General features: G+C 63.7%; 28 protein-coding genes and 3 pseudogenes. 12 read left to right on the plus strand and 19 right to left on the minus strand.

The window, feature by feature from the left end:
- Positions 1 to 118: 118 nt before the first annotated feature.
- The 6 genes from JQ631_RS12585 to ku all read right to left on the minus strand — a co-directional run bounded on the left by JQ631_RS12585 (position 119) and on the right by ku (position 3,552).
- On the minus strand, positions 119 to 346 hold the full coding sequence (locus JQ631_RS12585) for a hypothetical protein (protein ID WP_433995506.1): 228 nt from the start codon (positions 344 to 346) through the stop codon (positions 119 to 121).
- A 280-nt stretch (positions 347 to 626) separates the two neighbouring features.
- The gene (locus JQ631_RS12590) at positions 627 to 947 is read right to left on the minus strand and encodes a hypothetical protein (RefSeq protein WP_212326574.1); all 321 of its coding nucleotides are present in this window, start codon (positions 945 to 947) and stop codon (positions 627 to 629) included.
- Positions 948 to 1,030: 83 nt separating this feature from the next.
- Positions 1,031 to 1,486: an Hsp20 family protein gene (locus JQ631_RS12595; protein ID WP_212326576.1), complete on the minus strand. Its 456-nt coding sequence runs from the start codon at positions 1,484 to 1,486 to the stop codon at positions 1,031 to 1,033.
- A gap of 200 nt (positions 1,487 to 1,686) precedes the next feature.
- The gene (locus JQ631_RS12600) at positions 1,687 to 2,223 is read right to left on the minus strand and encodes a cell envelope biogenesis protein TolA (RefSeq protein WP_349644977.1); all 537 of its coding nucleotides are present in this window, start codon (positions 2,221 to 2,223) and stop codon (positions 1,687 to 1,689) included.
- A 76-nt stretch (positions 2,224 to 2,299) separates the two neighbouring features.
- Positions 2,300 to 2,620, minus strand: a complete 321-nt coding sequence (locus JQ631_RS12605; protein ID WP_212326577.1) for a hypothetical protein — start codon at positions 2,618 to 2,620, stop codon at positions 2,300 to 2,302.
- The gene (gene ku, locus JQ631_RS12610) at positions 2,617 to 3,552 is read right to left on the minus strand and encodes a non-homologous end joining protein Ku (protein ID WP_212326579.1); all 936 of its coding nucleotides are present in this window, start codon (positions 3,550 to 3,552) and stop codon (positions 2,617 to 2,619) included. The genes JQ631_RS12605 and ku overlap by 4 nt, the downstream gene beginning before the upstream one ends.
- Before the next feature lie 167 nt (positions 3,553 to 3,719).
- On the opposite strand from ku, the gene JQ631_RS12615 reads away from it, so the two are divergent.
- Together JQ631_RS12615 and JQ631_RS12620 are read left to right on the plus strand one after the other, a co-directional pair.
- A complete protein-coding gene (locus tag JQ631_RS12615; RefSeq protein WP_212326581.1) occupies positions 3,720 to 3,938 on the plus strand; it encodes a hypothetical protein in 219 nt (72 codons plus the stop codon).
- Positions 3,939 to 3,943: 5 nt separating this feature from the next.
- The gene (locus JQ631_RS12620; protein ID WP_018643612.1) at positions 3,944 to 4,189 is read left to right on the plus strand and encodes a hypothetical protein; all 246 of its coding nucleotides are present in this window, start codon (positions 3,944 to 3,946) and stop codon (positions 4,187 to 4,189) included.
- Between the two features lie 14 nt (positions 4,190 to 4,203).
- Here JQ631_RS12620 and JQ631_RS12625 read toward each other — a convergent pair whose 3' ends face one another.
- Positions 4,204 to 4,371 carry a hypothetical protein gene (locus tag JQ631_RS12625; RefSeq protein WP_018643613.1) on the minus strand — a complete coding sequence of 56 codons (168 nt, stop codon included), beginning with the start codon at positions 4,369 to 4,371 and terminating at the stop codon, positions 4,204 to 4,206.
- 408 nt (positions 4,372 to 4,779) lie between these two features.
- On the opposite strand from JQ631_RS12625, the gene JQ631_RS12630 reads away from it, so the two are divergent.
- The gene (locus tag JQ631_RS12630) at positions 4,780 to 4,980 is read left to right on the plus strand and encodes a hypothetical protein (protein ID WP_211433506.1); all 201 of its coding nucleotides are present in this window, start codon (positions 4,780 to 4,782) and stop codon (positions 4,978 to 4,980) included.
- 53 nt (positions 4,981 to 5,033) lie between these two features.
- On the opposite strand, the gene JQ631_RS12635 is transcribed toward JQ631_RS12630, so the two are convergent.
- Positions 5,034 to 5,300, minus strand: a complete 267-nt coding sequence (locus JQ631_RS12635; protein WP_349644978.1) for a response regulator — start codon at positions 5,298 to 5,300, stop codon at positions 5,034 to 5,036.
- Positions 5,301 to 5,530: 230 nt separating this feature from the next.
- Positions 5,531 to 5,896: a PRC-barrel domain-containing protein gene (locus tag JQ631_RS12640; RefSeq protein ID WP_018643617.1), complete on the minus strand. Its 366-nt coding sequence runs from the start codon at positions 5,894 to 5,896 to the stop codon at positions 5,531 to 5,533.
- Between the two features lie 161 nt (positions 5,897 to 6,057).
- Here JQ631_RS12640 and JQ631_RS12645 point away from each other — a divergent pair, with 161 nt between their 5' ends.
- A complete protein-coding gene (locus tag JQ631_RS12645; protein ID WP_212326584.1) occupies positions 6,058 to 6,249 on the plus strand; it encodes a helix-turn-helix domain-containing protein in 192 nt (63 codons plus the stop codon).
- A 249-nt stretch (positions 6,250 to 6,498) separates the two neighbouring features.
- Here JQ631_RS12645 and JQ631_RS12650 read toward each other — a convergent pair.
- Positions 6,499 to 6,965, minus strand: a pseudogene (locus tag JQ631_RS12650) (hypothetical protein).
- 128 nt (positions 6,966 to 7,093) lie between these two features.
- Entirely contained in the window at positions 7,094 to 7,321 is a 228-nt protein-coding gene (locus JQ631_RS12655) for a hypothetical protein (protein WP_018643620.1), read from the minus strand.
- 207 nt (positions 7,322 to 7,528) lie between these two features.
- Here JQ631_RS12655 and JQ631_RS12660 point away from each other — a divergent pair, with 207 nt between their 5' ends.
- On the plus strand, positions 7,529 to 8,218 hold the full coding sequence (locus JQ631_RS12660; protein WP_212326586.1) for a protein-L-isoaspartate(D-aspartate) O-methyltransferase: 690 nt from the start codon (positions 7,529 to 7,531) through the stop codon (positions 8,216 to 8,218).
- 18 nt (positions 8,219 to 8,236) lie between these two features.
- On the opposite strand, the pseudogene JQ631_RS32305 reads toward JQ631_RS12660, so the two are convergent.
- Both JQ631_RS32305 and JQ631_RS12665 read right to left on the minus strand, forming a co-directional pair.
- Positions 8,237 to 8,516 (minus strand): annotated as a pseudogene (locus JQ631_RS32305) (hypothetical protein); the annotation flags it as partial.
- Positions 8,517 to 8,606: 90 nt separating this feature from the next.
- Positions 8,607 to 9,127 (minus strand): annotated as a pseudogene (locus tag JQ631_RS12665) (Ku protein); the annotation flags it as partial.
- Positions 9,128 to 9,291: 164 nt separating this feature from the next.
- Between JQ631_RS12665 and JQ631_RS12670 the strand changes: the two are divergent.
- On the plus strand, positions 9,292 to 9,798 hold the full coding sequence (locus JQ631_RS12670; protein WP_212326588.1) for a hypothetical protein: 507 nt from the start codon (positions 9,292 to 9,294) through the stop codon (positions 9,796 to 9,798).
- A 456-nt stretch (positions 9,799 to 10,254) separates the two neighbouring features.
- Here the strand turns inward: JQ631_RS12670 and JQ631_RS12675 are convergent, their stop codons facing one another.
- On the minus strand, positions 10,255 to 11,811 hold the full coding sequence (locus JQ631_RS12675; RefSeq protein WP_212326590.1) for a hypothetical protein: 1,557 nt from the start codon (positions 11,809 to 11,811) through the stop codon (positions 10,255 to 10,257).
- A gap of 1,035 nt (positions 11,812 to 12,846) precedes the next feature.
- On the opposite strand from JQ631_RS12675, the gene JQ631_RS12680 reads away from it, so the two are divergent.
- Together JQ631_RS12680 and rplI are read left to right on the plus strand one after the other, a co-directional pair.
- Complete coding sequence (locus JQ631_RS12680) at positions 12,847 to 13,809, plus strand: DUF2232 domain-containing protein (protein WP_212326591.1); 963 nt, start codon at positions 12,847 to 12,849, stop codon at positions 13,807 to 13,809.
- Between the two features lie 48 nt (positions 13,810 to 13,857).
- Entirely contained in the window at positions 13,858 to 14,463 is a 606-nt protein-coding gene (rplI, locus tag JQ631_RS12685; protein WP_212326592.1) for a 50S ribosomal protein L9, read from the plus strand.
- A 36-nt stretch (positions 14,464 to 14,499) separates the two neighbouring features.
- Here the strand turns inward: rplI and JQ631_RS12690 are convergent, their stop codons facing one another.
- The 3 genes from JQ631_RS12690 to JQ631_RS12700 form a co-directional block, all read right to left on the minus strand.
- The gene (locus JQ631_RS12690; protein WP_212328588.1) at positions 14,500 to 14,967 is read right to left on the minus strand and encodes a PaaI family thioesterase; all 468 of its coding nucleotides are present in this window, start codon (positions 14,965 to 14,967) and stop codon (positions 14,500 to 14,502) included.
- Positions 14,967 to 15,575, minus strand: coding sequence for a TetR/AcrR family transcriptional regulator (locus JQ631_RS12695; protein WP_212326593.1), 609 nt, complete (start codon positions 15,573 to 15,575; stop codon positions 14,967 to 14,969). Before JQ631_RS12695 ends, JQ631_RS12690 begins: the two co-directional genes overlap by 1 nt.
- Positions 15,576 to 15,678: 103 nt before the next feature.
- Positions 15,679 to 16,725 carry a hypothetical protein gene (locus JQ631_RS12700; RefSeq protein WP_212326594.1) on the minus strand — a complete coding sequence of 349 codons (1,047 nt, stop codon included), beginning with the start codon at positions 16,723 to 16,725 and terminating at the stop codon, positions 15,679 to 15,681.
- A gap of 272 nt (positions 16,726 to 16,997) precedes the next feature.
- Here JQ631_RS12700 and JQ631_RS12705 point away from each other — a divergent pair, with 272 nt between their 5' ends.
- From JQ631_RS12705 to alr, 3 genes are all read left to right on the plus strand, one after another.
- Positions 16,998 to 18,248, plus strand: a complete 1,251-nt coding sequence (locus JQ631_RS12705; RefSeq protein ID WP_212326595.1) for a cyclopropane fatty acid synthase — start codon at positions 16,998 to 17,000, stop codon at positions 18,246 to 18,248.
- Between the two features lie 756 nt (positions 18,249 to 19,004).
- Complete coding sequence (locus JQ631_RS12710; RefSeq protein ID WP_212326597.1) at positions 19,005 to 20,513, plus strand: replicative DNA helicase; 1,509 nt, start codon at positions 19,005 to 19,007, stop codon at positions 20,511 to 20,513.
- Between the two features lie 64 nt (positions 20,514 to 20,577).
- Positions 20,578 to 21,855 (plus strand): alanine racemase, encoded by a 1,278-nt coding sequence (alr, locus tag JQ631_RS12715; protein ID WP_212328589.1) that lies wholly within the window; start codon positions 20,578 to 20,580, stop codon positions 21,853 to 21,855.
- 7 nt (positions 21,856 to 21,862) lie between these two features.
- Here the strand turns inward: alr and JQ631_RS12720 are convergent, their stop codons facing one another.
- Positions 21,863 to 22,081, minus strand: a complete 219-nt coding sequence (locus JQ631_RS12720; RefSeq protein WP_212326599.1) for a cysteine rich repeat-containing protein — start codon at positions 22,079 to 22,081, stop codon at positions 21,863 to 21,865.
- A gap of 39 nt (positions 22,082 to 22,120) precedes the next feature.
- Here JQ631_RS12720 and JQ631_RS12725 point away from each other — a divergent pair, with 39 nt between their 5' ends.
- Positions 22,121 to 22,891: an exodeoxyribonuclease III gene (locus JQ631_RS12725; RefSeq protein WP_212326601.1), complete on the plus strand. Its 771-nt coding sequence runs from the start codon at positions 22,121 to 22,123 to the stop codon at positions 22,889 to 22,891.
- Positions 22,892 to 23,009: 118 nt separating this feature from the next.
- Here the strand turns inward: JQ631_RS12725 and JQ631_RS12730 are convergent, their stop codons facing one another.
- Complete coding sequence (locus JQ631_RS12730) at positions 23,010 to 23,825, minus strand: globin family protein (protein ID WP_212326604.1); 816 nt, start codon at positions 23,823 to 23,825, stop codon at positions 23,010 to 23,012.
- Positions 23,826 to 23,847: the final 22 nt, after the last annotated feature.

Below are 23,847 nucleotides of genomic sequence, written 5' to 3' on the forward strand. Positions count from 1 at the left end.
TCGCTCGATCTTAGCGTAATAAAGTGCGCGCTTGCTTTCACTCGTCGAGCGGCGAGAAATAGCCGGTAGTGGTTGATGATCTTCTCGCTGCCGCGGATGAGCACGTCGCGAAGATCGCTCATGGCTCTGCCGCCAGGCTGGCGGCCGCCGGGCTTCCCTGGGAATGCCAAAACGCGATTGGAAAAGTCTCGGCAGTCAGCGCGGCCAGCGAGCTCAGCTCTTCGGCCAGACGTCGTTCGATGAACTGGCGCTCCAATTCGGAAAGATTGGTTAGGAGCAACCGACGATAGCGGTGGATGTTGTTGCGGTGGGCGCGAATGCGGGCGAGATCAGCGTCGAGCATCATCGTCACTCCAGACGTAATAATTTCCTTCCATGTCCGAGAGCGGGAATGCTTCCCGCTCGAAAAATATTCCGCCAGCGGGTCGTGTCAAGCTCGTTTGAGGCGAAGGCGTTCTAGACTTCGACGAAGATCGCCACGCCGTTCGACCAAGACGCCGCCGGCCAAACGCGTCCTTGCCGGCGAGCGCCTAGTCTTCCACTCGTCGACCTGCCGTCGCAGGTTGTGGGCGAGGCTCCGCTCGAACTGGTCGCCCGTCTCCTCGATTGCCTGCATCGTCCCCCTCCTAGGCCGCTATGCGATCGACCGGTCGCAAACGCATCGGCTTGCCGCCAGGCGGATTTTTCGGTCCTTGGTCGAGCGCACAGAGCGCTTCAAGAATCTCGTCGATCGTCACCGGAGCCTTCAGGCCTTCGGGCGCCCGCAGCGCGGGGTCCGACGCGATCGCGGAAGCGTCCGAAGCCCACGAAGCCAGGATCGCGCGCTTTTCGGACAAGCTGAGGGCGGGATGGGAGACCACGTCCCGCGGATGTTCGAAGACGGTACCGGGATGTATGATGGCGTTGAGATCGACAACGTTGTCGTGCAGAGCGGTCGTCGGCCGCATGGCTTCCTCCATTTCCAAGACGAATGACGGGATAGCCGCGCGGCAAGGCCCGCGCGGCTTGCTCGCAGATCTTCAGGAAGGCCTCAGGCCGCCTTGGATTCAATCTGCGTGACGTTCCTGGGCGCGGCACCGTTGATCGCGATGCGCCGCGGCTTCATCGCCTCGGGGATCTCCCGCTGGAGGTCGACGATCAGCAGGCCGTTCTCGAAGCTGGCGCCCTTGACCTCGACGTGGTCGGCAAGCGTGAACTGCCGCTTGAAGTTGCGGGCCGAAATTCCGCGGTGCAGGAAGGTCTTGCCCTCCTTCTCGCTCTTGTGGCCTTCCAGCGTCAGGACGTTCTGCTCGACCGTCAGCGCGACCTCCTCCGGAGTGAAGCCGGCGAGCGCCACCGAGATCTGGAAGCGGTTCTCGTCGAGCCGCTCGATGTTGTAGGGGGGATAGGTCTCCTCGCCCGCGCGCTGGGCGGCTTCGGCGAGGTCGAAAAGACGGTCGAAGCCGATGGCTGACCGGAAGAGGGGCGAAAAATCAACAGTGCGCATAGCCAGATCCTCCTGGGAGCAAAATGGTTACGAGCGGCACCGGACACGACCGGTGCCCGTCTCAAGTGGCGGGACCCCTGACGGCATCCCGATCGTCGTAGGACGACGTCGAAAAAATTTGGAAGCCTGAAAAAAGTTTCAAGGGGCCTCCGCAAAATTTTCGGCAAGGACGCGAAGACGGTTAATCGGCAGTTGCCGGCCTAATCCCGGGCTCGGCACAATGCAGCTTTTAGCCTCTCCTTTGCGCGTTCCCAACGTCTGTCCTCAGCCTCGACTCGCTTTTCGAGGTCGCGCCGTTCGGCCTCCAAGGCGCCCGACCGGTCTTCGTGCTCGCGCTGCGCGCTGTCCAGAGCCGCCTGCGCCTTTGCGATCAGCTCTTCCCTCTTGGCGCGCTCCTTTTGCCGCGCCGCCTCCTCCTTGCGCCGCTCGGCGTCGCGCCGCCTTTGCTCACGCTCGAACTTTGCGGTTGCCCTGCTTGAATCCTCGATGCCGACCCTGGGCGCGGCGCGCCGCTTCGGCTCGGAACGACGGCTCTTTTTCGGGCCGCTCTCCCCGCCGTCCAGGTCTGGCAGGTCGGCATCTTCGGCGAAGCGCCCGCTCGACCCGGCGGGACGCTTCAGAACCACGCCCGGCTTCGCCATCGTTACGGCAACGACGTCCGGATCGTCGGTCTCCTTGGCAAAACCCTGATGGAACAGATTGCCGCCGGCACCCCACGCCTCCAGCGCCGCCTTCATCGACGGCGCGGCGATGGCGAGATCGTAGAATCCGAGCGAGGTCTCTTAGGTCTTCAGTTTGCGCGGCATCTGGAGCTCAACCGCCGGAAGGCAAGACCTTGGCGTACCACGCGGCGTAGGGCGTGTTTTCCGCCATGCGGCGATTGAAGTCCGCGGCGCCATCCGTCCACCAGACCGGTCCCCGCTCGCCCAGGGCTGGTTTGACCCCGTCCACGCTGCGGTGTGCAACGGCTTCCGCGCCCGGATCCTTGGCGGCCTTCGCAGCCCCCCGCCTGGCCGACATCAGGCGCTTGACCAGTCTTGATCGCTCGTCCTCCAACAGGCCAGGGTTGGCCATCCTCCAGAGGCGGCCGCGGACGACGAAGTAGCGTCCATCCGGCGTCACCGGATACTTCATGCCGACTTTCGCCGCGCCGCTGCGGCCGGCTTCTTTGCCGGCGCCTCCTTGGCGACGGCAGCCTTTTTGCCGGCGATCGGCATCAGCATTTCCTTCTGACCGACGGCCGCCTTCTTCGTTTTCTTGGCGGGCTTCTTTTGCGCGGCCGCCTCGGCCGCAGCGCCGCCGACGCTCTTCCGCAGAGCGTCCATCAGATCCACGACGTTCTCGCCCTTCGGCCGCTCCTTCGGGCGGATGACCTTACCGGCGCGTTTCTGGTTGATGAGCTCGACCAACGCGCTCTCGTAGTGATCCTCGAATTTCTCAGGATCGAAGCGACCCGTCTTCTGATTCACGATGTGCTTGGCGAGATCCAGCATGTCCTTCGTGACCTTCACGTCCTGAATCTCGTCGAAATACGCCTGCTCGCTACGGACTTCGTAGGGGTAGCGCAGCAGCGTACCGACGAGCCCCTTGTCCATTGCCTCGAGGGCGACGATGTGCTCGCGGTTGGTCAGCACCACGCGGCCGACGGCGACCTTGTCCATCTCGCGAATTGTCTCGCGGATCACCGCGAAAGCGTCGTGGCCGACCTTGCCGTCCGGGCGGACGTAGTACGGGCGGATCAGGTAGCGCGGATCGATGTCGGCCTTGTCAACGAACTCGTCGATCTCGATGGTGCGAGTGGACTCCAGCGCGATCTCCTCGAGCTCTTCCTTCGACACCTCGATGTATTGGCCCTTCTCAAACTCGTAGCCCTTGACGATGTCCTCGTTCTGCACCTCGTCGCCGGTATCCGCATCGACCTTCAGGTATTTGATGCAATGGCCGGTCTCGCGATTGAGCTGATTGAACGAGATCTTCTCGCTCTCCGACGTCGCGGGGTAGAGCGCCACCGGACAGGTGACGAGGGACAGACGCAGGAAGCCTTTCCAGTTGGCGCGCGGGGCCATGTTACGCAGAATTCCATTGGGGTGGCCTGGATTCAAGACGAACGGCAGATGGCAGTTCCGACGGGCGGGCCTCTCCGGGCGAAGATTCATCCGTACGGTCCTCGCCACCGGCGGAATCCGACGGATGCCCATTGACTCATATGGAACAAATAGAGAACATAGAAAGCATGTCCGCCGCTTCCGAACCTGCTGCGCTCGCCAAGGGCGATCTTGAGCGCGCCGCCGACCAGGCCATCGAAGTCTGCGGCGGACCCCCCCGGGAGGCGGTCAAGGCGTTGTTGATCGCCATCGACTTTCTCGAGGCCGAGGCCAACGAGCTGCGTGCGGCGGTCTCGAAAGGATATTCGCGGGGGCGGCATGGCCCGCACCGCGAACGCAAGGAGTGACTGCGATGGACGTCACCTACTACGTGGCATTGCCGTTCGTCATGGCCGATGACGGCGTCGCGCCCGGCGAGGCGGTCGAGTGCCTGAGTGCCAACGCCGCCGTCATGCGCGCCGAAGCGCTCTCGCGGAAACCAGGCTGCACGGGCGCGGTCGCCTTTTCGCGGACTGGAGACCCGTCCAGCGGCGACTTCGGCGACGCTAAGCTGATCCGGAAGTTCGGCGAGGTTCCGGACGATCTCAGCGCGCTCTGACCGGCACGAACCGATCATTCCTCGCCCGGGGCGGCGGCATCGCCCGACTCGAGCAGGTTCAGCGCGGTCTCGATCTGCGCGAGCAGGCGCTCGATTTCCTCGCGTTCGTTCGGTCCGGTACCGCTCTGCAGTCGCTCCATGAGCGCCTGCTTTCGCGCAAGCAGATTTGCGACAGCCGACACATCGCACCTCCCCATGTTTGGCATCTACAAGGGAGTTGGTGCGGCCTTGACGAACTTGCCAGTCCCGATGCTGCGAGGTCCGGACCAGCCCGGGCCCTCCGGACCGCTATTTCGCAGGCGGCCGCAGCGGGCCGTCCACCCACTTCCGGGCGGCGGGGTCGTGCAGCGGATCGTCGTCGCAATCGGAGCAGACGTAGCGCTCTCCGCCTCTTGCGCACTCGTCGAGCACGAGCTTCATCGCCCGCCCACAGTGCGGGCACGGCTTCCGGATTGGATGCTGCAGCGACATTTGCCTTCCCCCACCTCGGTCAGCGTAGTGCCCTTTGCCGGGCGGGCACAAGCGATCTCTTGACGTGAGCCTCGTCGACCATCGAAGATCGGCATTCGGTGATGTTGTGGGGTGGCGTCATGGAAGAGTTCTACAGTGGCTTCGCGCAGCGGGCGCGCGATCTGGCCGAGAAGGCCGACCCGTTCACTAGGCGGCGGCTTCTCGATCTGGCCCAACGGTACGAGCTCAAGAGCAGACCGGGATCGACCTACGGGCGGCCATCGCCGCCGCCGCGCGCAACTCCTCCGACGGTGCTCTTCTCCGGCTCCGGCGAAGCCTGACGCCAGGGCCTGCCTTCACTCTTGCGAAGAGCGGTTCTCAGACGATCGGCCAGTTACCCCGGCGAGGTCGCGCCACCGAGCAGCTGCGAGACGGCGGCGGCCAATTGCGCGGGTGCAAAGGGCTTCTGGATCAAGACGCTGCCACCGACACTCTGCGATTCCCAGTCCGGCGTGCTGGCGCTCGTCATGTAGAGCACAGGAAAGTCAGGCGTGATTTCCCTGATTTGCCGCGCCAGCTCCCAGCCGGTGATGCCATCCCCCAGGTTGATGTCCGTCAGCAGGACCCGACATCCCTCGCGGCCGTCGCAAAACGTGGACATGGCCTCCTCCCCCGAATGGACCGAGCAGGCTGGAAACCGCCGTCGTACAAGGCGTCCTCCACGAAGCTTGCGATGAGAGCTTCATCCTCCACGACCAGAACACGAACGGCATCACTCACTTTCAAATCTCCTCGGCGACCGAGCCGGGTCGTCTCGCGTGCGGCAATGCGCTGGTCCGCGGTCCGGCGGAAGAGCCGCCGTCAGCCAGCCAAGCACCGTAATGCGCCGTGTCAAGCCACCGGCACACCGTAATAGGCATTCACTGAGCGCGTCGTCGCCGGGTCGCTCCAATTCCAACTGCTCTCGTCGGCGTATTTGGGGGCGCCGCGGAGCTGGTCCTGGGAAATGCCGGTGACTACATAGCCGCCGAGGTTGGTGTCGTATTTCAGCGTCTGCCATGGCAACGGATAGTGATCGTCGCCGATGCCGAGCAGGCCGCCGAAGCTGAGCACCGCGTACGACACCTTGCCGCTGATCTTGTCGATCATGACGCGCTCGATGTAGCCCACCTTTTCGCCCTTCGCGTCGTACGCGTTTGTGCCCTCGACCTTGTCGCTGCCGATCAGGCTGAACGTCTCGCGATCTTCCATGGTCATGTTGACCTCCTGGCTGGGTGTTGTCTTCGGGAATCAACGGGGCCACGATGCCTCTGTTCCTGGCACAATCCGGGGCAAAAAGTTGATTTCCCAGGGATGAAGCGGCCGGATCGGATGACGCGCCGCAATGTGCCGGAAAAGTCGGCGAGCGGAGTTAGAGCATGGAGCTGACCGATCTGGAGCGGGATTTTCTGAGGAAGCTCCTCGGCGAATCCTGGGTCAGCCCGCCGACGTTCGACCATGGAATCGTGGCGCGGCTCGTGGAGCTCGGTCTCGTGGAAACCGAACCGCTTCCATCCGGAGATATCGAGTATCGCATCACCGAGGCCGGACGGGCGGCGGCTACCGCGTGAACCACAGATCGGCGGGCCGCGGGCAGATCGGAGGAACGATAGCCTTGCCGCCCTATTGAACTGCAGGGACCGTCGCCCGCCGTTGAACTACGGCGCCTGTCGCGGATAGCCAAAGATCTCACGACCCGCTATTCAGAACTAGCGCTCGCGAGGATAGCCAAAGGCTGCGGTCTCTCCGAAACCTCGGCATTCTCGCAGCTATGCGCCTTCGCGCCCTCGCCGGCAGGCGCGATCACCATCCCGCCCGCCTTATCTGTTCCTCAGCGAGAGACTGATGCGCGTTACGATGTGGTCCCACTCGCGCTCTTCGCTCGCCGGGTAGTTGAGCAGGACGCAGTGGATCAGTCCGCTCGAGAAGTTGCACCGGTTGTACCAGACCTTGTCGCGCCTGTAGCTGGACACCGCAAAGAATCGAGGCGTCGTCCGCTTGTACTGAATGCGCGCGGGCGGATGCTTCTTTGCCAGAAATGCAGCGGGTGAATCGTTCGAGACGTTGGGTGCGGCCTGTATCGTGAGGTCGGCTCGGCCGTCAGCCGTCCGAAATCGCTGTCCGCACCCGCCCGGACGGCCGGCTTCTTCAGTAAAGATCGAGGCCGGGAAATCGACAGAGGTGCCTGTCTGCGGGATGGAAACGTCGTCCATCTCACCGGCTCCGCCGAGACCGTGTAGCTCGAGGCGACAAATCCGAGAACGAGCGCCGACACTGCCGATTTCATCCCGTCTCCTCCATGAATCACGAAGACCCGACGAGCGGCGTCTCGGGTTCGATCATCAGGGTGCCGCCGGTCCGATCGGCTTCGGGCGCAAGGCGGCGTTGCGACGAACTGCCCGCCGCTTCGGAAGGTCACTTCCGGCCCGATGGCGCCTGAGCATTCGAATCGTTCGGGTTCTTCTTGTTCGCCTCATGATGGCCGATCACGCAGCCGGCGGCAGCGCCGAGCTTGCCGTGCCCCGCCATGTGGCCCGCGACGCCCCCGACGATGGCGCCCTTGATGCAGCCCTTCGCGTCCGCGCCGTCGGCCGATGCCAGCGCCATTGCGGCCACGCATGCCGCCGTGAAGATCCATTTCATGAGCGTTCTCCGGGCTCGGTTTCCGCGAAATCAATTCGATCCGGAGGCTGTCGTTCCGCTGCGGGCATGTTCCTGACGGCAGCTCCGCGATTTTGCTCGTTTGCAGCCGGCCTCGTCGGCGCGAGCCGCCCCCCGCGTGTAGGAGCAAGTCGCTGGCCTCCGAGTTTCCCATCTGCTGGAGCGAAGTCGTTCATGCATGGAGAGGTCGTGCGCGCGGTCAAGGAGAGCAAACGGTCCAAGCGGTCCCGCTTCCTCCGCGACGCGATGGTCGACGTGCAGATCGCCGGCCGCGGCATTCGCAGCAGGCGAGTCCTGCTGGCGATGCGGCAGGTCCCCCGCGAAATCTTCCTTGATCGGCGGTTCGCGGAAGCCGCGTACGAAGACAGCGCGGTACCGATTCAGAAAGGGCAGACCATCTCTCAGCCCTACATCGTTGCCAGGATGCTCGAGGCTGCCGAGATCGCCAAGTCGGACCGGGTTCTGGAGATCGGCGCGGGGTCGGGTTATCTGGCGGCACTCGCCGCCAAGCTCGGGCGGGCGGTTTGCGCGCTCGAGCGCCATGAGGCATTGGTCCAGCGCGCCCGGTCGCGTCTTCGGCATCTCGGCTGCCGTAATGTGGATCTTCGTCAGGGCGACGGGACCGCAGGATGGCCGGAAGGCGGCGAGTTCGACGTGATCCTGGTGTCGGCCGCCGGCGCGCAGACGCCCGCGGTCCTGAAGGCTCAACTAGCTCCGTCGGGACGCCTTCTCATTCCGCTCGGAGATCCTGACGGTGTGCAGTGGCTGACGAAGCTGACACGCGAGCCGGACGGTCGTTTCGTCGAGGAAAGGATAGAGGAGGTCCGCTTCGTTCCTCTTGTTTCAGGCTGGAGCCGCGGAAGCGATAACGAGCCTTGAACTCGCGAAGTCCCCGACTCAAGATGTCCGTGATCGTTCGCGGGCCTCTCGACGCCGCTCGCGACGTTCGCGCCGCCGTTTCGCCCGCTCGGCCGGCTGCCGCAGCGCAGGCACCGGCGCAGTCTCGGTCAGGGGCACCTGCACTATCTGGTCGGTCCCGGGGCGGGCCTCCAGGAATTCCAGTACCGCCCGCCCCTTCTCGGTGATCTTGACCACCGCTTTCGCGCTCGACCAAGGCTTGCGAGAAGTTGTCGAGGTCCGACATGCGCGAGGCGAGCCGCTTCGTGCGCTCCGCCCAACATAAACGAGAAAGCAGAGCGACCGTCGCCGTTCCAGGGAGCGTTCCTCTGGTCTGCGTCATCCTCAGCATGATGATCGAAGGGCTCGCCTAGGCCGACTTCCGCCGCGCCCCGGCCGCCTGCTTCTTGGCGGCGGCCTCCTTCGCCGGCTTCTTGCCCGCGATCGGCATCAGCATTTCCTTCTGGCCGGCCGAGGCTTTCTTCGGCTTTTTGGCGGGCTTCTTTTGCGCCGCCGTCTCAGCCGCAGCGCCGCCTACGCTCTTGCGCAGCGCGTCCAGCAGATCGACGACGTTTTCGCCCTTCGGCCGCTCCTTCGGACGGATGACCTTGCCGGCGCGCTTCTGATTGATCAAGTCGACCAGGGCGCTCTCGTAGTGATCTCGAACTTTTCCGGATCGAAGCGACCCGCCTTCTAATTCACGATGTGCTTGGCGAGATCGAGCATGTCCTTCGTGACCTTCACGTCCTGTATCTCGTCGAAATACTCCTGCTCGCTGCGGACTTCGTAGGGGTAGCGCAGCAGCGTGCCGACGAGCCCTTTGTCCACCGCCTCGAGCGCGATGATGTGCTCGCGGTTGGTCAGCACCACCCGCCCGATCGCGACCTTGTCGGTATTGGTGGCCGCGAATCCTTGCAGTGCGGCTTCGATGGACCATAGCAACGAAGTCCAGAGGCCCGACCGATGCCGGAACGTATCCGAGCAAAGTGGGTTCCTTATGGAGTCAGTTGCGTGAGTGCGGACAGACCGCACGGTCTGACGCTTGGAGGTGTGCCATGGAACGCATTGCGTTTTACGGGGGCGCAGCTTTGGTGATGTTCGGGCTGCTCTTCCTGGTCTTCAGTCGAAGAGAACCAAGAGGCGAACACCGCTTCGAATTTGGACCCTTCAAGTTGAGGTCACGAACGCCGGCCTTCGTTGTCATGGCATTCGGGCTCGTGTTGATGTGGATTAGCCCGCGATTTCCTGTTCCGATGTCCTATGCCCGCGAGCCGCAGGTAATCACAAAGGATGGGGGCATGGTGGACTACGGGTGTGGTTCACATGCAGTCTCGACTGTCGAATACAGCGCTCCAGCCGGGTTCAAGATTGTGAGCGCGCAGCCGGACACAAAGGATGTTGTCAGCACAAAGACTGCCACGCCAAAAATCACGTCGAAGGACGAGCGGCACGTGACGGCACAGGCTGATTTCGACGGCAAGGACAAAGACACCCTTGGTCTAAATTGTCCTGGCGGTGGCCACGGCCGTGTCAGTTTGCGCATTGAGATTCAGCCCGAATGAGGCTCCAGCGCAACCGATCGATTGGCGCGGACACGACTTCGCAGGTGCGCAGCGCGGCTGCCCGCTGAACGGTGTTTGCTTCTTCCACCAGGCGGAGCGCCGCCGTCGACGTCTGCCACGCGCTCCCGGAATGGCTCGATTTCGATCTGTCGACCAAGCGCGCCGCCGCTCGCATGGCTGCTGGATACGGCCCGCAAAGCGACCTGCGGATACCGGCAAAGCGAGCGCCGTTCGAGCTCAAGGAGTTCTTAAAAAAAACGTGGCTACCGCTGGTCTGACGGCGGCGACGGGCGGCCCCGCTCCTGGTATGTCGATATCGACGAATTCGCCCTCGATGACGAGGGTCGCGTTCCTGCGGACCGATATCTACATCCGGGACGTTGAACCCATCGTTCCTTGCGCCCCCTTACCGTCCGTGAAGCGCGTGAGCGTCTTGGGAAGGTGTGGCGCGCCTCATTACCTCACACCGTAATCCCACCGAAATATCTCGAATACCTTGTCCCGGTTGTCGCGGAGGTGCGAACGTTCCGGCTGCGAGACCAAGTGCAGGTATTTCGAGACCAGATTGGGAACGAAACCTGCGGCAAGGTCCATAGGTTCGAGCGTGGCGAGGGGACGGTGGGTGCCTAGAACATCCCCCGCAGACACGTTGGCGGGAAAACTGAGGGCCATGCCATGAGACGGATAGAAGTCGAGATGGAAAGCTTCGAACACTCCGCCCGGATTTGGTACGTTTGTGGCGGCCACCGAAACCCAATTGCGGATCGCAATTTGACAGGCCTCTTCGATCTCGTCCTCATCGCCTTGAAAAAGCGTCGCGCCGTACCACAAGATCAGGTGGACTCCTTGAGTCCAGCGCGCCTGGCGCGCGGCTATCCGTGTTCGCCTGTCGAACGCCTTCACCTTCTTCCGATGTGTCTTGGCGTCTAGCGTTGCGTCTTCAGCCGCGAGGAGCTCGGCAGCACCCGTTTCCTCGTCGAACAGGAGTTCAAAGGGCTCCTCGACGCGGGCGCGCATGTTCGCCCGTGCCGCGCGAACGGCGCGGAGTATATCGCCCTTTGAACCTCCCAGCTTGTCCGTCAAGGTCACTCGAAACGTCGCCTTCAACCTGTGGGAGGAAGGCAATGTCGGAACGGATGGCGGCGGCGCCTTCGGCACGTCAGGTGGTCCCGCAAAGCGCACCCTATCGGACGCCGGATATTGCTGCCGCACGCGATCGAACGTGGTTTCGACAAGGAGAAGATAGTGATCATGGCTGATGACCCCGGGCACCTTGCCGCGCGCGCCGCGTTGAACCTCCAGCCAGTCTGAGAAGGTGCTCGTCAGCGGCGTCCAATCTGCCGATGCGGAGGCGAAATTCGAGATCTCCCGCAGACCACGCGCGAGGTCGGAGACGTCGTTGTCGACTTCCAAATCAGCCGTTGCGATAGCGAAATTGCGCATCACTTCCTTAGGTACCGGGTCGTCGTGAGCTTGCACGGCCAGGCCGCCTCGTCCGTTGGGCGCGACCGACAGGGCCTCTGCCCGCTTCTTCTGAACGAAGCTCAAAGCCGTCCGATGTACGTCCGCCAAAGGGGGAGAGGCGCGACCGCCTCCAAGGTTTTCGATTTCGCTCCTTTTGAATATATCGTAGGCCCTCGCATTCGTCAGAATATGCTTTACGCCATCCTTGTGGACTGCGTGGTCGATCTCGAAACGTGTCACCGGGACGAGGCTGACTATCTGCTTGGACGCGTTTTCTCGGCCAAGCTTACGGAGTAACTTGGTTTCCAGTTCGAGCTTGGCGTCACGCAACGCGTTGATCAGAGCGACCCGCTCACCGGCGGACACGGCCTCCCAGTCGACCACCACGACGACGTCGAGATCGCCTTTGTCCGGTTGAAACCGATTGCCGCCGTCGTTGACCGTGCTGCCGAACAGATAGGCTCCTAAAAACTTGGGCGAACCAAGGGATGCGACCCAGTCGGAAAGCATAGTCTGCAATTCGTCGATGACGGCGGGACGTTGGAGCATTTCGAACCTCGAACGATCCAAGCCTGATAGCAGCAAGGACGCGTGTCGACGAGTCCTATTGGGCTTGCAAGCGACGCGCGCCTACCCAACCGGGATCATCCGGGGCGGCGACCCGAACTAGAAGACCGGCACCGGAACTAACGGTCGATCTTGCAACATATCCAGCCTACCGGCGGCGCTCACGGCCGGGCCGCCCCGCGACAGCGGGACATAGAGCGCCTTGCGGCCTTCTGCGTTGGTCGCCCCACCCCCGCCGCGGATCGTCGAAACGTTCGGCGCCGCGCCGGCGCGGGACGCGTTCGCCGGGATGATTGATCGGACCTGCCCAGGTCGCTGCACGCTCATGGAGACACCAGCGTCATCCGCTCGTCCCGACCAGGCTGGCCTGCATTACGCACCAGATCGACGCGTGCGTCATCCGGTTGTTCGGCGGCGTTGCTGCCGCCATCGCTTTGGTGCACGGCGCCGGCAAGGGCATCCACCAGTCGCGTACGGAACGCTGCCGCTCACGATATTCGGGGCGGCTCGGCCTCGCGGCGCCCCCACCGCACGCTGTCGGGATAGGACTTCGCCGACAAGACGGGTGTGTCATTCGCTGCGGCCGACCTGTTCGCTTAATCGCATGGGTACTCGACAGAAACCGATCGGGATGCCTAAGGGAGCTGACCAAATCGGACACGCTACCGCGGTAGCGTCTACAACGATGGTCCCAGTGCGGGACAGCTTGAGCAAGCCGACAGGCTTCGCGGGAGGTAGCCTACGCCCGCGCATGAAGGCTAGCCGATTGAACACGGCGCAGCGAATTGGACGTTGATTGACGGCGCCAAACTGGCTAAAAGGCCGCCATTGGTTTGCGGCTCCCGGCGGGGGCCGCATTCGTTTGTGGGTTCCCTCTTGGGGTCCCGCAGAGCTGAGTGAGCTGAGGTTTCTGCTACGGTTTCTGCTACAGAGCACAAACTAGCTGCAATAAGCCTCTGATAACACTAGCAATCTTGCTGGTCTCGCTCTAACCGCTCGAAGGGAGCGGGACAGCTGATGATGGTATTTGGACTGATAGCCCTGATCGCCGGCGCTGCGTCGGCCCTGATGTTCGCCTCGATCGTGTCGGGCGCGCTGATCTCGCTCGTCCTGATTTGCCTTGCTCCGCTCCCCTTGATGCTCGCCGCGATCGCCTGGGGGCCGTTTTGCGGTGCGATTGGCGGTCTTGTCGCCACGCTCTTGATCGGCGGTGCTCTCAGTCTGCCCCTTGCCCTCGGTTACGGTCTCGCGATCGCGTTGCCGGCCTGGTGGCTGGGCCATCTCGCCATGCTGGGAAGGCCTTTGGCTGCCGACATCGCGGGCACCGATGCGGATTCGGTGGAATGGTACCCGCTCGGGCGGATCCTGTTCTGGATTGCGGCGCTGGCGACGCTTCTGACCGCGGGATCGCTATTTTCGCTGGGAAGTGACGCATCGGCTATCAGCGACGCGCTGCACCGCGGCTTCGCCAAGGTTTTCTCGATGATGGGCGACACGACGGTCACGGAGAGCGATCCCCGCGTCGGCCTGATGGTGTCGGTCACGCCGGTTCTGCTTGCGGCCTCGCATATGACGACGCTGATCTTGAACCTCTGGCTGGCCGCCAGGGTCGCGGCTGTTTCAGGGCGACTGCACCGGCCCTGGCCGGAGCTCAGCAGCACGAGCTTGCCTCCGATGACCCTCGTGGTGCTCTGTGTCGCGCTTGCCTTCAGCTTCTTCGGCGGAATGACCGGCATTCTCGCCGTCGTCGTCACCACCGTTTTGATGATGGCCTATGCGCTGGTTGGCTTTGCCGTTCTGCACACCATCACGCGCGACCTCGCCAATCGGGCGTTCTGGCTCGCCAGCGCCTACGTCATCGTCTTCATGTTCAGCGTGAGCCTCATCCTGCTGACCGTCCTCGGGCTCGCCGATGCCTTGTTCGGCGTCCGCGAGCGCTTCCTGCGCAACCGGCAACCGCCGCCATTGCCGACATCTTAAGTCCAACCCGAAATCTGAAAACCCAGAGCACTTCAAAGGAGAACGAATATGGAAGTCATTTTGCTGGAACGCGTGAGCAAGCTCGGCCAGATGGGCGAAGTCGTGAAGGTTCGCGACGGCTATGCCCGCAATTTCCTGCTCAAGCGCGGCAAGGCGCTGCGCGCCACCGCCGACAACCGCGCCAAGTACGACGGCATGAAGGCCGATCTCGAAGCTCGCAACCTGGCCTCGAAGGGCGAGGCGTCCAAGATCGCCGAGAAGATCGAGGGCAAGAACATCATCGTGATCCGTCAGGCGTCGGAAGCCGGTCAGCTGTTCGGTTCGGTCACCGTGCGCGACGTGGTCGCCGCCTTCGAGGCTGACGGCGTCGCCCTCGCGCGTCCGCAGGTGCAGCTCGACGCGCCGATCAAGACCATCGGCAAGCACTCGATCACCGTCGCGGTTCACCCCGAGGTCGAGGTCGAGGTCACCGTCACGGTTGCGCGCAGCCAGGACGAGGCCGAGCGCATCAACCGTGGCGAGGACATCTCGACCCGCAACGAGGACCGCGACGCGGCCGCCGAGGCGATCGCCGCCGCCGGCGAATTCTTCGATCCGGAAGCCCAGCACGACGACGTCGCGCCGGCTCCGGCTGCGGACGACACCGAGAAGTAAGCCTCGCATTTACGCAGGCTGCGAAGCCCGGCTGCCTCAGGCGGCCGGGCTTTTCGTTCTTGCGGACACGTCTTCGTTCAGCATCGCGATCGAGGCGAGCGCGGTGGCCGTATGCTTCTCGACGCCGTCGCTGACGCAGAACACATCGGCCGCAACCACGGACACCTGGCGGCCCGGCTTGATCACCCTCGCACGGCAGATCAGTTTGTCGCCGACCGCCGGTGACAGCAGATTGAGCTTGTATTCCGCCGTCAGCGCCGGCTGACCGCGCGAGGTCGCCGCCGCAATGGTCGTGGCGTTGTCGACCAGGAAAGCGGTGACGCCGCCATGGAAGAAGCCATGCTGCTGCAACAGCTCCGGCCGGCGCTCGACCGCAATCGTGCAATTGCCCCGCGATATCTCGGAGAGTTCGGCACCGACCAGGTTCATAAAGCCCTGGCGGGCGACATTGGCCTGAATGCGCTCGGCGATCGGCGTGAAGTCGGGATCGGCTTCGTTGCTCATCATGCCACTCCTTCCCTGTTGTTGGCACGTCCGGGCGGCACCAGCGCGCGGATGGCACAGGCGATCAATGTGTCGGCCTCCCCGCGCGGATCGGCGCGATCCCGCCCGGAGAGAAAGGCGCGGCAGAAGATCTGCGCCGGCCCGATCAACTGACTGACGAACATCACCGGCGTCATCGGCCACAGTTCGCCGCGCGCGACCAGCGGCGCGCGCCAACGCTCCACGCCTTCAGCGAGCCGCGCGTTCTGCGCGCGCTGCGCTTCGCGGACGTCCTCACCCCATTCGTTGCGTGAGATCTCGAACAGATACCGCGCCTCGCGGCGGCTCAGTACGACCCAGTCGAGATGGGCGCGGATCAGGCGATCGATGCCCTGCTTTGCATCCGGCGCCGGATCGAGCGCAGCAAGCATGGCGGCGTGATAGTGCCGCAGCACCTCCAGGAATAACGCGCCGGCGAGCTCCTTCTTGGAGCCGAACGCATGAAAGAAGCTGCCGTTGGAGGCACGGGCCTTGGCGCGGATCGCGGCCACCGTCGCGCCCTCGAAGCCCGACCGGTCGAACACCGCGAGCCCCGCAGCCAATAGATCCTCGCGCACGCCTGAAGACATCGTCAGCTCCTAGAGTATTACTCTAGAGCAATGCTCTAATGGCGGTCAACACGAGAGAAGGCCGCGCTGGGCGCGGCCTTCCGAGATCAAGGGGATGATCGGCTTATCGCGAGATCGGCGGCGCCGGCGGACCAGAAGACTCGGCAGGTGCAGGCGATGGAGCCGCGGCGGGTGCGGACGGCGCCGGCTCCGCCGGCTTGGCTGCCGGTTCGGCGCTGGGCGCGGGCTCGGCCGGCTTTGAGACGGCGGCTTCCGCAGGCTTGGGCGCAGCCGGTTCAGCCGGCTTGTCAGGAGCCGCCGGCGGGGCTGGGGTCACCTGCGGCACCGGATCGGCGCGCAGGGCCGGCGTCTCGCTGCTGCTCGGCTGGACCTTGGCGCTCTCCGGTTTGGCTTCGGCCGGCTTGGCGCTCTCAGGCTTGGACTCGTCGCGACCGGATTCGACCTTGGCGTTCTCGTTCTTCGGTTCAGCCTTCGGCTCGGTTTTCGGCTCGGACTTGGGCTCAGTCTTGGAGTCGACCTTGGGCTCAACCTTCGGCGCGGCTGTATCGTCCGTCTCCGGCTTGCCGCGCTTGCTCATGCGCTTACCCTTGCCCTTGCGACCCTCAGGCGGTTGCTCTGTGGCGGCCTCAGGCTTGGTACCTTCCTTTGCACCTTCCTTGGCCCCTTCCTCGCTCGTCCGCGCCGCGCGCTTCTGACGGCCCTCAGGCGCCGGGCTCGCGGCGCCCTCGCCCTCCGGCTTCGCGGTCTCCTGCGAGCGCTGGCGGCGCCCCTGATGCTCAGGCGACTGCCCAGGGTTCGTGTTGGCGTCCTTCTCCCTGGCGCCGTCCTTCTTGTCCTTGCCGTCCTTGCCGCCGTCCCTGGACTGGTAGCGGGCGTCGGTGGCACCGTTGGAGATGAGGTAGGAAGCCAGCACGCCGGCCATGTCGGGGCTGGTGGTGTAGTGCTGGCGCAGGAAGCCCGGCAGCGAGCCCGGCGCCACCGTCTTCAACAGTCCTCGCGGGCTCTTGTGGCAGGCATTGCAGGTCTGCGCGAAGATCTGGGATGGGGCCTTGCCGGCCTCGAGGTTCGTCGCCTGCGCCAGAACGGCATCGGCGGCGCCGAAGCCAATCAAAAATAGCACCGTGGCGAGACTGATCGCTCGGCTCGACATTCCCATCATCTCCATGAAATCCGACAGATACAGCCGGCATCGGGCGCGGCGGCGGTCACCTTTTAGCCGATTGCGGCGCGAATGGAAGCGCACTCATCAAGCATGTGAACACGCGATTTTCGAATATCGGCTTTGAACACAACGCAATAGCGGGGTGGGAATAGGCTGCCTAGATTTACATGCGAACGCATTGGAACCAATATATCTTCCGGGCGTCGGTGTGATGGCCGGGTAGTCGCATCTTTTCGGGTTCGCTCGAGAGGTTGGTGCCTATGGACCGCTTGTTGCGTAAGTTCTTGTCCCAATTCATCCGCCGCGGTTCGATGACGATGACCACGGCGGGTGGCATGACATTCACCGTCGGTGACGGCTCCGGTGAGCCGGTCGAAGTTCGCTTCACCACCGCCGACGCCCAACGAAAAATCCTCGTCAACCCCGAGCTCGGACTTGGCGAGGCCTATATGAACGGCGAGTTCGTCGTCGAGCGCGGCAGCATTGCCGATGCCCTCGCGATCCTGCTCGATCAATCCGACCTGTTGCCGCAATGGGCAAAGCCCTGGTGGCACCTGCGCTATCTCACGCGGCATTTGAGGCAGTTCAATCCACGGACACGCTCGCGCAGCAATGTCGCGCATCACTATGATCTCGACGCGCGGCTCTATTCGCTCTTCCTTGATGCCGACAAGCAATATAGCTGCGCCTATTTCGAGACGCCGGACGCCACGCTCGACGACGCGCAGCTCGCCAAGAAGCGGCACGTCACGGCGAAGCTGCTGGTCAAGCGCGGCCAGCGCGTGCTCGATATCGGCTCAGGCTGGGGCGGGCTCGGCCTCTATCTCGCCGAGACCGCCGGCGCCGATGTCACCGGCGTGACGCTGTCGACGGAACAGTTGCAGATCGCAAACGCGCGCGCCGCCGAAAAGGGGCTGACGCGACAGGCGCGGTTTCTGCTGCAGGACTATCGCGACATCGAGGGGCCATTCGACCGCATCGTCTCGGTCGGGATGTTCGAACATGTCGGAGCACAGTTCTACGGCACGTATTTCAAGCGCTGCGCCGAGCTGCTGAGCGAGGATGGCGTGATGCTGCTGCATTCGATCGGCCGCTCGCAGGGCCCGGATTCGACCAATCCGTGGATCGCCAAATACATCTTCCCCGGCGGCTACATACCGTCGCTGTCGGAGGCGCTGCCTGCGATCGAGGACGCCGGTCTCCTGGTCTGCGACATCGAGATCCTGCGCCTGCATTATGCCGAGACGTTGAAGGCCTGGCGGGAACGCTTCATGGCGCGGCGCGAGGAGGCCGTGCAGCTCTATGACGAGCGGTTCGCGCTGATGTGGGAATTCTATCTCGCGGCCTGCGAGATGACCTTCCGCAAGCAGGGCATGATGAACTTCCAGATCCAGCTCACCAAGCGCCAGGGCGTGGTGCCGATAACCCGCGACTATATCGCGCATGAGGAAGCCCGACTGCGCGCGCTGGAGGGCGGCGCGAGGCCGAAACTGAAGCTTGCCGGTGAATAGGATCTAATGACGCAGGGTGGATATCTGGGAAGAACGGTAAGAGGCCGTTAATGCGAGCTGCGCCCTCAATTCCACGAGGACCTCGGGTGCGACCGGCTGGCGCCGGATTTCGGGCTGCTCGGCGTGCTGCATGGCCGCGATCAGCCCGGACAGCCAAAGCCGGCTACCCGCCTCGCTTCGCCAATTCTGGTGCCGCCGTTCTGGCCGCATCGCTTGCCTCGTTCCCTGTTGGCGGGTTGCGGGAGACAATTCCCTGCCCGCCTGCCTGTTCCGGTCTTACCCCCGAAAGAATCCGGGGAGATGTGATCTAGTTCACATTCCTCTCGACGGCGCTGCCCTAGACCGTCGCCATGAGCAAAGAGACCCAAACCTCCTTCGACGTGCAGGACGACCTCCGCACCGATTACGCCCTGATCGCCACCGGCGTCGGCGCGGCTCTGGTTGCGCTGGTCTACCTCCTGCTGGTCTGAACCCGTCCGGGAAGCGCCAGCGCGCCATTTCGCGCGCCTTCAAATACGTCTGCATTCAATTCATTAGGTTCATCGTTTCGGGATTTTTCCGTGGCGTGATCGCGGCCACTTCCGGTCCGCTCCCGAGTTCCGCAAAAATCCGTCAAGCGCGCCGCATGCTGCGGCTGCTAATCATCCACCGCTTTTAAGATCGGTTGATAGCGGCGAGCTTTTGCTTCCGCTTTGGCTTGAGGCGGCGCTTTATCCCGGCCCCGCATCCGCCGTAGAAAATTGCTATCGCTCGACCATGGCCCTGACTGATTCGAACGTCCTCAAACTCGCGCCGGAGCCGGGAACCCCCGCCTATCGCAGCGCGCCGCACAATATCGAGGCCGAACAGAGCCTTCTGGGCGCGATCCTGGTCAACAACGACGCGTTCTACCGTGTCTCCGACTTCCTGGAGCCGAAGCATTATTTCGAGCCGCTGCACCAGACGATCTATGAGACCGCCGGCAGCCTGATCCGGATGGGCAAGATCGCCACGCCCGTGACGCTGAAGACGTTCCTGCCCGCCGATACCGATGTCGGCGGCATGACCATCGGCCAATATCTGGCGCGGCTCGCGGCCGAAGCGACCACCATCATCAACGCCCAGGACTATGGCCGCACCATCTACGATCTCGCGCTGCGTCGTGACCTGATCGGCATCGGCGAGGACATGGTCAATGTCGCCTATGACGCCCCGGTCGACTTTGCGCCGCGGGCGCAGATCGAGGACGCGGAGCGCCGGCTCTACGAACTCGCCGAATCCGGCCGCTATGACGGCGGCTTCCAGAAATTCTCACAAGCGTTGGCTGTTGCGGTCGATCTCGCGGCAAAGGCGTTCCAACGCGACGGAAAGCTGTCGGGCATCTCGACGGGCATGCGCGACCTCGACACCAAGATGGGCGGCCTGCAGCATTCCGACCTCATCATCGTGGCTGGCCGCCCGGGCATGGGCAAGACGTCGCTGGCGACCAACATCGCCTACAATGTCGCCAAGGCCTATGTCGGCGAACTCCAGGCCGACGGCACCATGAAGGCCGCCAATGGCGGCGTGATCGGCTTCTTCTCCTGCGAAATGTCGGCCGACCAGCTCGCCACGCGTATCGTGGCCGAGCGCACCGGCGTTCCCTCTTCCCACATCCGCCGCGGCGGCATCACGGAGAACGATTTCGACAAGATCCGGGAGGTCTCGATCGAGCTGCAATCGCTGCCGTTCTATGTCGACGCGACCGGTGGCCTGTCGATCGCGCAATTGATGGCACGCGCCCGCCGGCTGAAGCGCCAGAAGGGCCTCGATCTCCTCGTGATCGACTACATCCAACTGCTGTCCGGCTCCGGCAAGCGGAGTGACAACCGCGTGCAGGAAATCACCGAGATCACGACCAGTCTGAAGGCGCTCGCCAAGGAGCTCAGCGTTCCGATCATCGCGCTGTCCCAGCTCTCACGCCAGGTCGAATCCCGCGACGACAAACGGCCGCAGCTCTCAGACTTGCGTGAATCCGGATCAATCGAGCAGGACGCCGACGTGGTGCTGTTCGTTTACCGCGAGGAATATTACCTCGCGATGAAGGAGCCCCGCCCGGGCACGCCTGAACACGAGAAGTGGCAGCTTGACATGAGCCTTGCGCACGGAAAAGCCGAGGTCATCATCGGCAAGCAGCGCCATGGCCCGACCGGCACCGTCGATCTGGCGTTCGAAGCCTCGATCACGCGGTTCGGCGACCTCGCGCCTGACAGTCAGCTGCCGGCGCGCGGCGGTAACGACTACTGAGTTCCTTGAACCGGCAGAGTTCCTTGAACAATATCTGCCTCTTGCGTAAAACGGCGCCATGACAATGGCGTCCGAGCCGAACATGATCCCGCAATCCGGCCTCCTCTCCGCGGAGGCCAATCAGGCTGCCGCGCTCGCTGCCTTCGGCGGCGTGCTCACCGTCGATCTCGATGCCATCATCGCCAACTGGCGCAAGCTTGAGAAAACCGCTGTGCCGGCCGAATGCTCGGCGGTGATCAAGGCCGACGCCTACGGTTGCGGCACCGCGCAGGTCGCGCAGGCCCTGAACAAGGCTGGCTGCAAGACCTTCTTCGTCGCCACCATCGAGGAAGCGCGCGCCGCCCGCGCGGCGGTGCCGGACGCCGCGATCTACGTGCTCGGCGGCTATTTTCAAAACACCGGCGAGCACTACGCCAGGATCAATTGCCGCCCCGTGATCGGCGACCTCAACGAACTCGCCGAATGGGACGTGTTCTGCCGCCGTACCGGATGGTCCGGCGGCGCGGCTATTCATATCGACACCGGCATGAACCGGCTCGGGCTGACGTTGTCGGAAGCGCAGGCCATCATCCCGCGCATCAATGCCGGCGATCACGGCATCACGCTGGTGATGAGCCATCTCGTTTCGGCCGAGCAGCTCAACAGCTCCGTCAACGCCAAGCAGCTCGCGGCTTTCCGCGGCATCGCCAGCGAATTCTCCGGCGTGCCGGCGGCGCTCGCGAATTCCTCGGGCATTTTCCTCGGCGCACCCTTCCAGTTCGACCTGGTGCGGCCGGGCGCCGCGCTCTACGGCGTCAATCCGACGCCGGAGGCCGACAATCCGATGCAGCCAGTGGTCGACCTCAAGGCGCGCATTGTGCAGATCCGCGCCATCGAGCGCGGCGAGAGCGTCGGCTACGGCGGCACCTGGACCGCGCGACGACCGACCAAACTCGCGATCATCGCGGTCGGCTACGCCGACGGCTATTTCCGCGCCGCCAGCTCGAATGACGGCACGCGCGGCGCCGAGGTCATCGTCGCCGGCAAGCGCTGCCCGGTCGCGGGCCGCGTCTCCATGGATTTGATCGCGATCGACATCACCGATCTGCCGCCGAACACGGTTCGGCGCGGCCACATGGTGACGCTGCTCGGCGAGGGCATCACTGTCGACGAGCTCGCGCATCATTTCGGCACGATCGGCTATGAAGTGCTGACCAGCCTCGGGCATCGCTACGCCCGCGTCTACAAGGGCGGCCACGTGGTCGAGCCACTGGTGAAACCAGAGCCCGTGCAGGTCGGCGAAGCGCCGCCCTCCCCGCCACCGCTCGAGCAGCCGGCGGCTCCGCCGCCGCTGCCGGGCTGAGTGTCTCTTACTTCTTACGGCTATCCAGCGCGGCCTTGCAGGTTGCGCTGAGCTGGTCGCGTTTGGCGTTGAGGCAAGCGATGACTTTGCCGCCGCCGGGCGCGATGCCGGTGCAGAATTTGTCGTAATCCGCCTTGCACGCACCGCGCGGATCGACCGATTGTGCCGAAGCGGCTCCGGAAAACGCGACGACGAGCGCAAGAACGGCAAAGCTCAATTTGGACATTGTATCTCCGGTATGGGCGGCAAGAGCGGGTAGCTCTACATGAAGATTGCGACATTCAACATCAACAACATCAACCGCCGCCTGCCCAATCTGCTCGCATGGATGCGCGCGGCGAAGCCCGATGTCGTTGCGCTTCAGGAATTGAAGGCAAGTGATGGCGAATTTCCGGCAGCCGCGATCGAAAAAGCCGGCTATGGCGCGGTGTGGCGTGGACAGAAGACCTGGAACGGCGTCGCCATCCTCGCCCGCAACGCCGAACCCATCCTGACGCGCGACCGGCTGCCGGGACGGACCGACGACCACGAGGCGCGCTATATCGAGGCTGCCGTGCGCGGCGTCATCGTCACCAGCCTTTACCTGCCGAACGGCAATCCGCAGCCGGGGCCGAAGTTCGATTACAAGCTCGACTGGTTCGCGCGGCTCAAGCGCCACGCCAAAACCTTCATCAAGCAGGACCTGCCCGTCGTGCTCGCCGGCGACTACAATGTCGCGCCAACGGAGATCGACATCTATCCGACGCGCTCGTGGGACAAGGATGCCCTGGTCCAGCCGAGAAGCCGCGCGGCGTTTGCGTCACTGGTCGAACAGGGCTGGTGCGACGCGATCCGCGCGCTGCACGGAGACAAGCGCATCTATACGTTCTGGGACTACAAGCGGAATCGCTGGCCGCGCGATGCCGGCCTCCGGCTCGATCATCTGCTGCTGAGCCCCGCCCTCGTCTCGCGCCTGACCAAGGCCGGCGTCGACAAGAAAGTTCGCGGCGAGGACGGCGCGAGCGATCACGCGCCGGCGTGGGTCGTGCTGAAATGAGCGAAGTCCCGTAGGGTGGGCAAAGCGCAGCGTGCCCGCCAAATTCGCGTACGGAGACAGGTGGTGGGCACAGCGCAAGCGCGCCTTTGCCCATCCTACGATTGATCGCCCGATCCAATCATCGCCCGTAATACTCCTGCACTGTATCCCACGCCGCCTTCTGCAGCAGTTGCACCGTCTCTGGATCAATCCCCATCGTATAGGAATTACCGACCGGCGAACGTCCGGTCAGCGCGGCGAGCGTGACGCTGGCGGCGAGATATGTGCCGGCGGGGCTCGGGTGCCGCTTGTCCGGCGCATAGAGGTTGAGCTCCGGCTGGAGCTTGCGGACACGCGCGAAGGCAAGGCCCGCGGGAATGACCAGAGCATCATTGGCATTGCCGGCGGTCGTGTAGGCCTCGGCGAGTGCTTCCGTCATTTCAGGCTTGTCGAGATAGGCCCACGACATGAACAGCACCGGCCGCATGCCGTGGGCGCGGATGATGTCGCTGTCCTTCCTGGCAAAGGTGGCGAAGGCGTCCTTGAGTTGCGGATGGATCGGGCACTGGCTGCAATCCATCATCACGACCGCGTCGTATTGCCTGCCCGGCTTGTTGAAGACGACATTGTTATGATCGTCGAAGGAATAGGCGCCGAGACCACCCGGCCGCAGCAGATTGTCCATGTCGTGCCAGTCGAGGCCGGAGCCGCCGATCGTGGCCATGGTGTTGCGATAGGACGCCTTGTTGGCTTCATCCGCGGCTCGCTCCAGAAAGGAGAGATGCCCGGGCAAGCCGTTGTTGTAGTAGAAAAAGCTGTTGCCGACGAACAAAGCCGCCCTGGGAAAGTCCGGTCCGAGCGTCGTCACCTTCGGCTTGGTTTGCGCTTGGGCGTTGAAGCCGGCTGCAACGGCCAGACACACCGCAAGCATCACTCGCGCAAAAAGACGCATCATGGCTTCCTCCCCTTTTTTATTG

It is taken from the genome of Bradyrhizobium manausense (assembly GCF_018131105.1).
GTDB lineage: Bacteria > Pseudomonadota > Alphaproteobacteria > Rhizobiales > Xanthobacteraceae > Bradyrhizobium > Bradyrhizobium manausense_B.

Bases quoted from the DNA above. Each gene is read 5' to 3' on its own strand.
- JQ631_RS12690 (WP_212328588.1), bottom strand. From the start codon at position 14,967: ATGAGCAACGAAGCCGATCCCGACTTCACGCCGATCGCCGAGCGCATT.
- JQ631_RS12670 (WP_212326588.1), top strand. From the start codon at position 9,292: ATGGAACGCATTGCGTTTTACGGGGGCGCAGCTTTGGTGATGTTCGGG.
- alr (WP_212328589.1), top strand. From the start codon at position 20,578: ATGGCGTCCGAGCCGAACATGATCCCGCAATCCGGCCTCCTCTCCGCG.
- ku (WP_212326579.1), bottom strand. From the start codon at position 3,552: ATGGCCCCGCGCGCCAACTGGAAAGGCTTCCTGCGTCTGTCCCTCGTC.
- JQ631_RS12595 (WP_212326576.1), bottom strand. From the start codon at position 1,486: ATGCGCACTGTTGATTTTTCGCCCCTCTTCCGGTCAGCCATCGGCTTC.
- JQ631_RS12605 (WP_212326577.1), bottom strand. From the start codon at position 2,620: ATGAAGTATCCGGTGACGCCGGATGGACGCTACTTCGTCGTCCGCGGC.
- JQ631_RS12675 (WP_212326590.1), bottom strand. From the start codon at position 11,811: ATGCTCCAACGTCCCGCCGTCATCGACGAATTGCAGACTATGCTTTCC.
- JQ631_RS12645 (WP_212326584.1), top strand. From the start codon at position 6,058: ATGGAGCTGACCGATCTGGAGCGGGATTTTCTGAGGAAGCTCCTCGGC.
- JQ631_RS12710 (WP_212326597.1), top strand. From the start codon at position 19,005: ATGGCCCTGACTGATTCGAACGTCCTCAAACTCGCGCCGGAGCCGGGA.
- JQ631_RS12615 (WP_212326581.1), top strand. From the start codon at position 3,720: ATGTCCGCCGCTTCCGAACCTGCTGCGCTCGCCAAGGGCGATCTTGAG.
- rplI (WP_212326592.1), top strand. From the start codon at position 13,858: ATGGAAGTCATTTTGCTGGAACGCGTGAGCAAGCTCGGCCAGATGGGC.
- JQ631_RS12700 (WP_212326594.1), bottom strand. From the start codon at position 16,725: ATGTCGAGCCGAGCGATCAGTCTCGCCACGGTGCTATTTTTGATTGGC.
- JQ631_RS12585 (WP_433995506.1), bottom strand. From the start codon at position 346: ATGATGCTCGACGCTGATCTCGCCCGCATTCGCGCCCACCGCAACAAC.
- JQ631_RS12600 (WP_349644977.1), bottom strand. From the start codon at position 2,223: ATGAAGGCGGCGCTGGAGGCGTGGGGTGCCGGCGGCAATCTGTTCCAT.
- JQ631_RS12725 (WP_212326601.1), top strand. From the start codon at position 22,121: ATGAAGATTGCGACATTCAACATCAACAACATCAACCGCCGCCTGCCC.
- JQ631_RS12695 (WP_212326593.1), bottom strand. From the start codon at position 15,575: ATGTCTTCAGGCGTGCGCGAGGATCTATTGGCTGCGGGGCTCGCGGTG.
- JQ631_RS12680 (WP_212326591.1), top strand. From the start codon at position 12,847: ATGATGGTATTTGGACTGATAGCCCTGATCGCCGGCGCTGCGTCGGCC.
- JQ631_RS12635 (WP_349644978.1), bottom strand. From the start codon at position 5,300: ATGTCCACGTTTTGCGACGGCCGCGAGGGATGTCGGGTCCTGCTGACG.
- JQ631_RS12655 (WP_018643620.1), bottom strand. From the start codon at position 7,321: ATGAAATGGATCTTCACGGCGGCATGCGTGGCCGCAATGGCGCTGGCA.
- JQ631_RS12590 (WP_212326574.1), bottom strand. From the start codon at position 947: ATGCGGCCGACGACCGCTCTGCACGACAACGTTGTCGATCTCAACGCC.
- JQ631_RS12730 (WP_212326604.1), bottom strand. From the start codon at position 23,825: ATGATGCGTCTTTTTGCGCGAGTGATGCTTGCGGTGTGTCTGGCCGTT.
- JQ631_RS12720 (WP_212326599.1), bottom strand. From the start codon at position 22,081: ATGTCCAAATTGAGCTTTGCCGTTCTTGCGCTCGTCGTCGCGTTTTCC.
- JQ631_RS12630 (WP_211433506.1), top strand. From the start codon at position 4,780: ATGGAAGAGTTCTACAGTGGCTTCGCGCAGCGGGCGCGCGATCTGGCC.
- JQ631_RS12705 (WP_212326595.1), top strand. From the start codon at position 16,998: ATGGACCGCTTGTTGCGTAAGTTCTTGTCCCAATTCATCCGCCGCGGT.
- JQ631_RS12640 (WP_018643617.1), bottom strand. From the start codon at position 5,896: ATGACCATGGAAGATCGCGAGACGTTCAGCCTGATCGGCAGCGACAAG.
- JQ631_RS12620 (WP_018643612.1), top strand. From the start codon at position 3,944: ATGGACGTCACCTACTACGTGGCATTGCCGTTCGTCATGGCCGATGAC.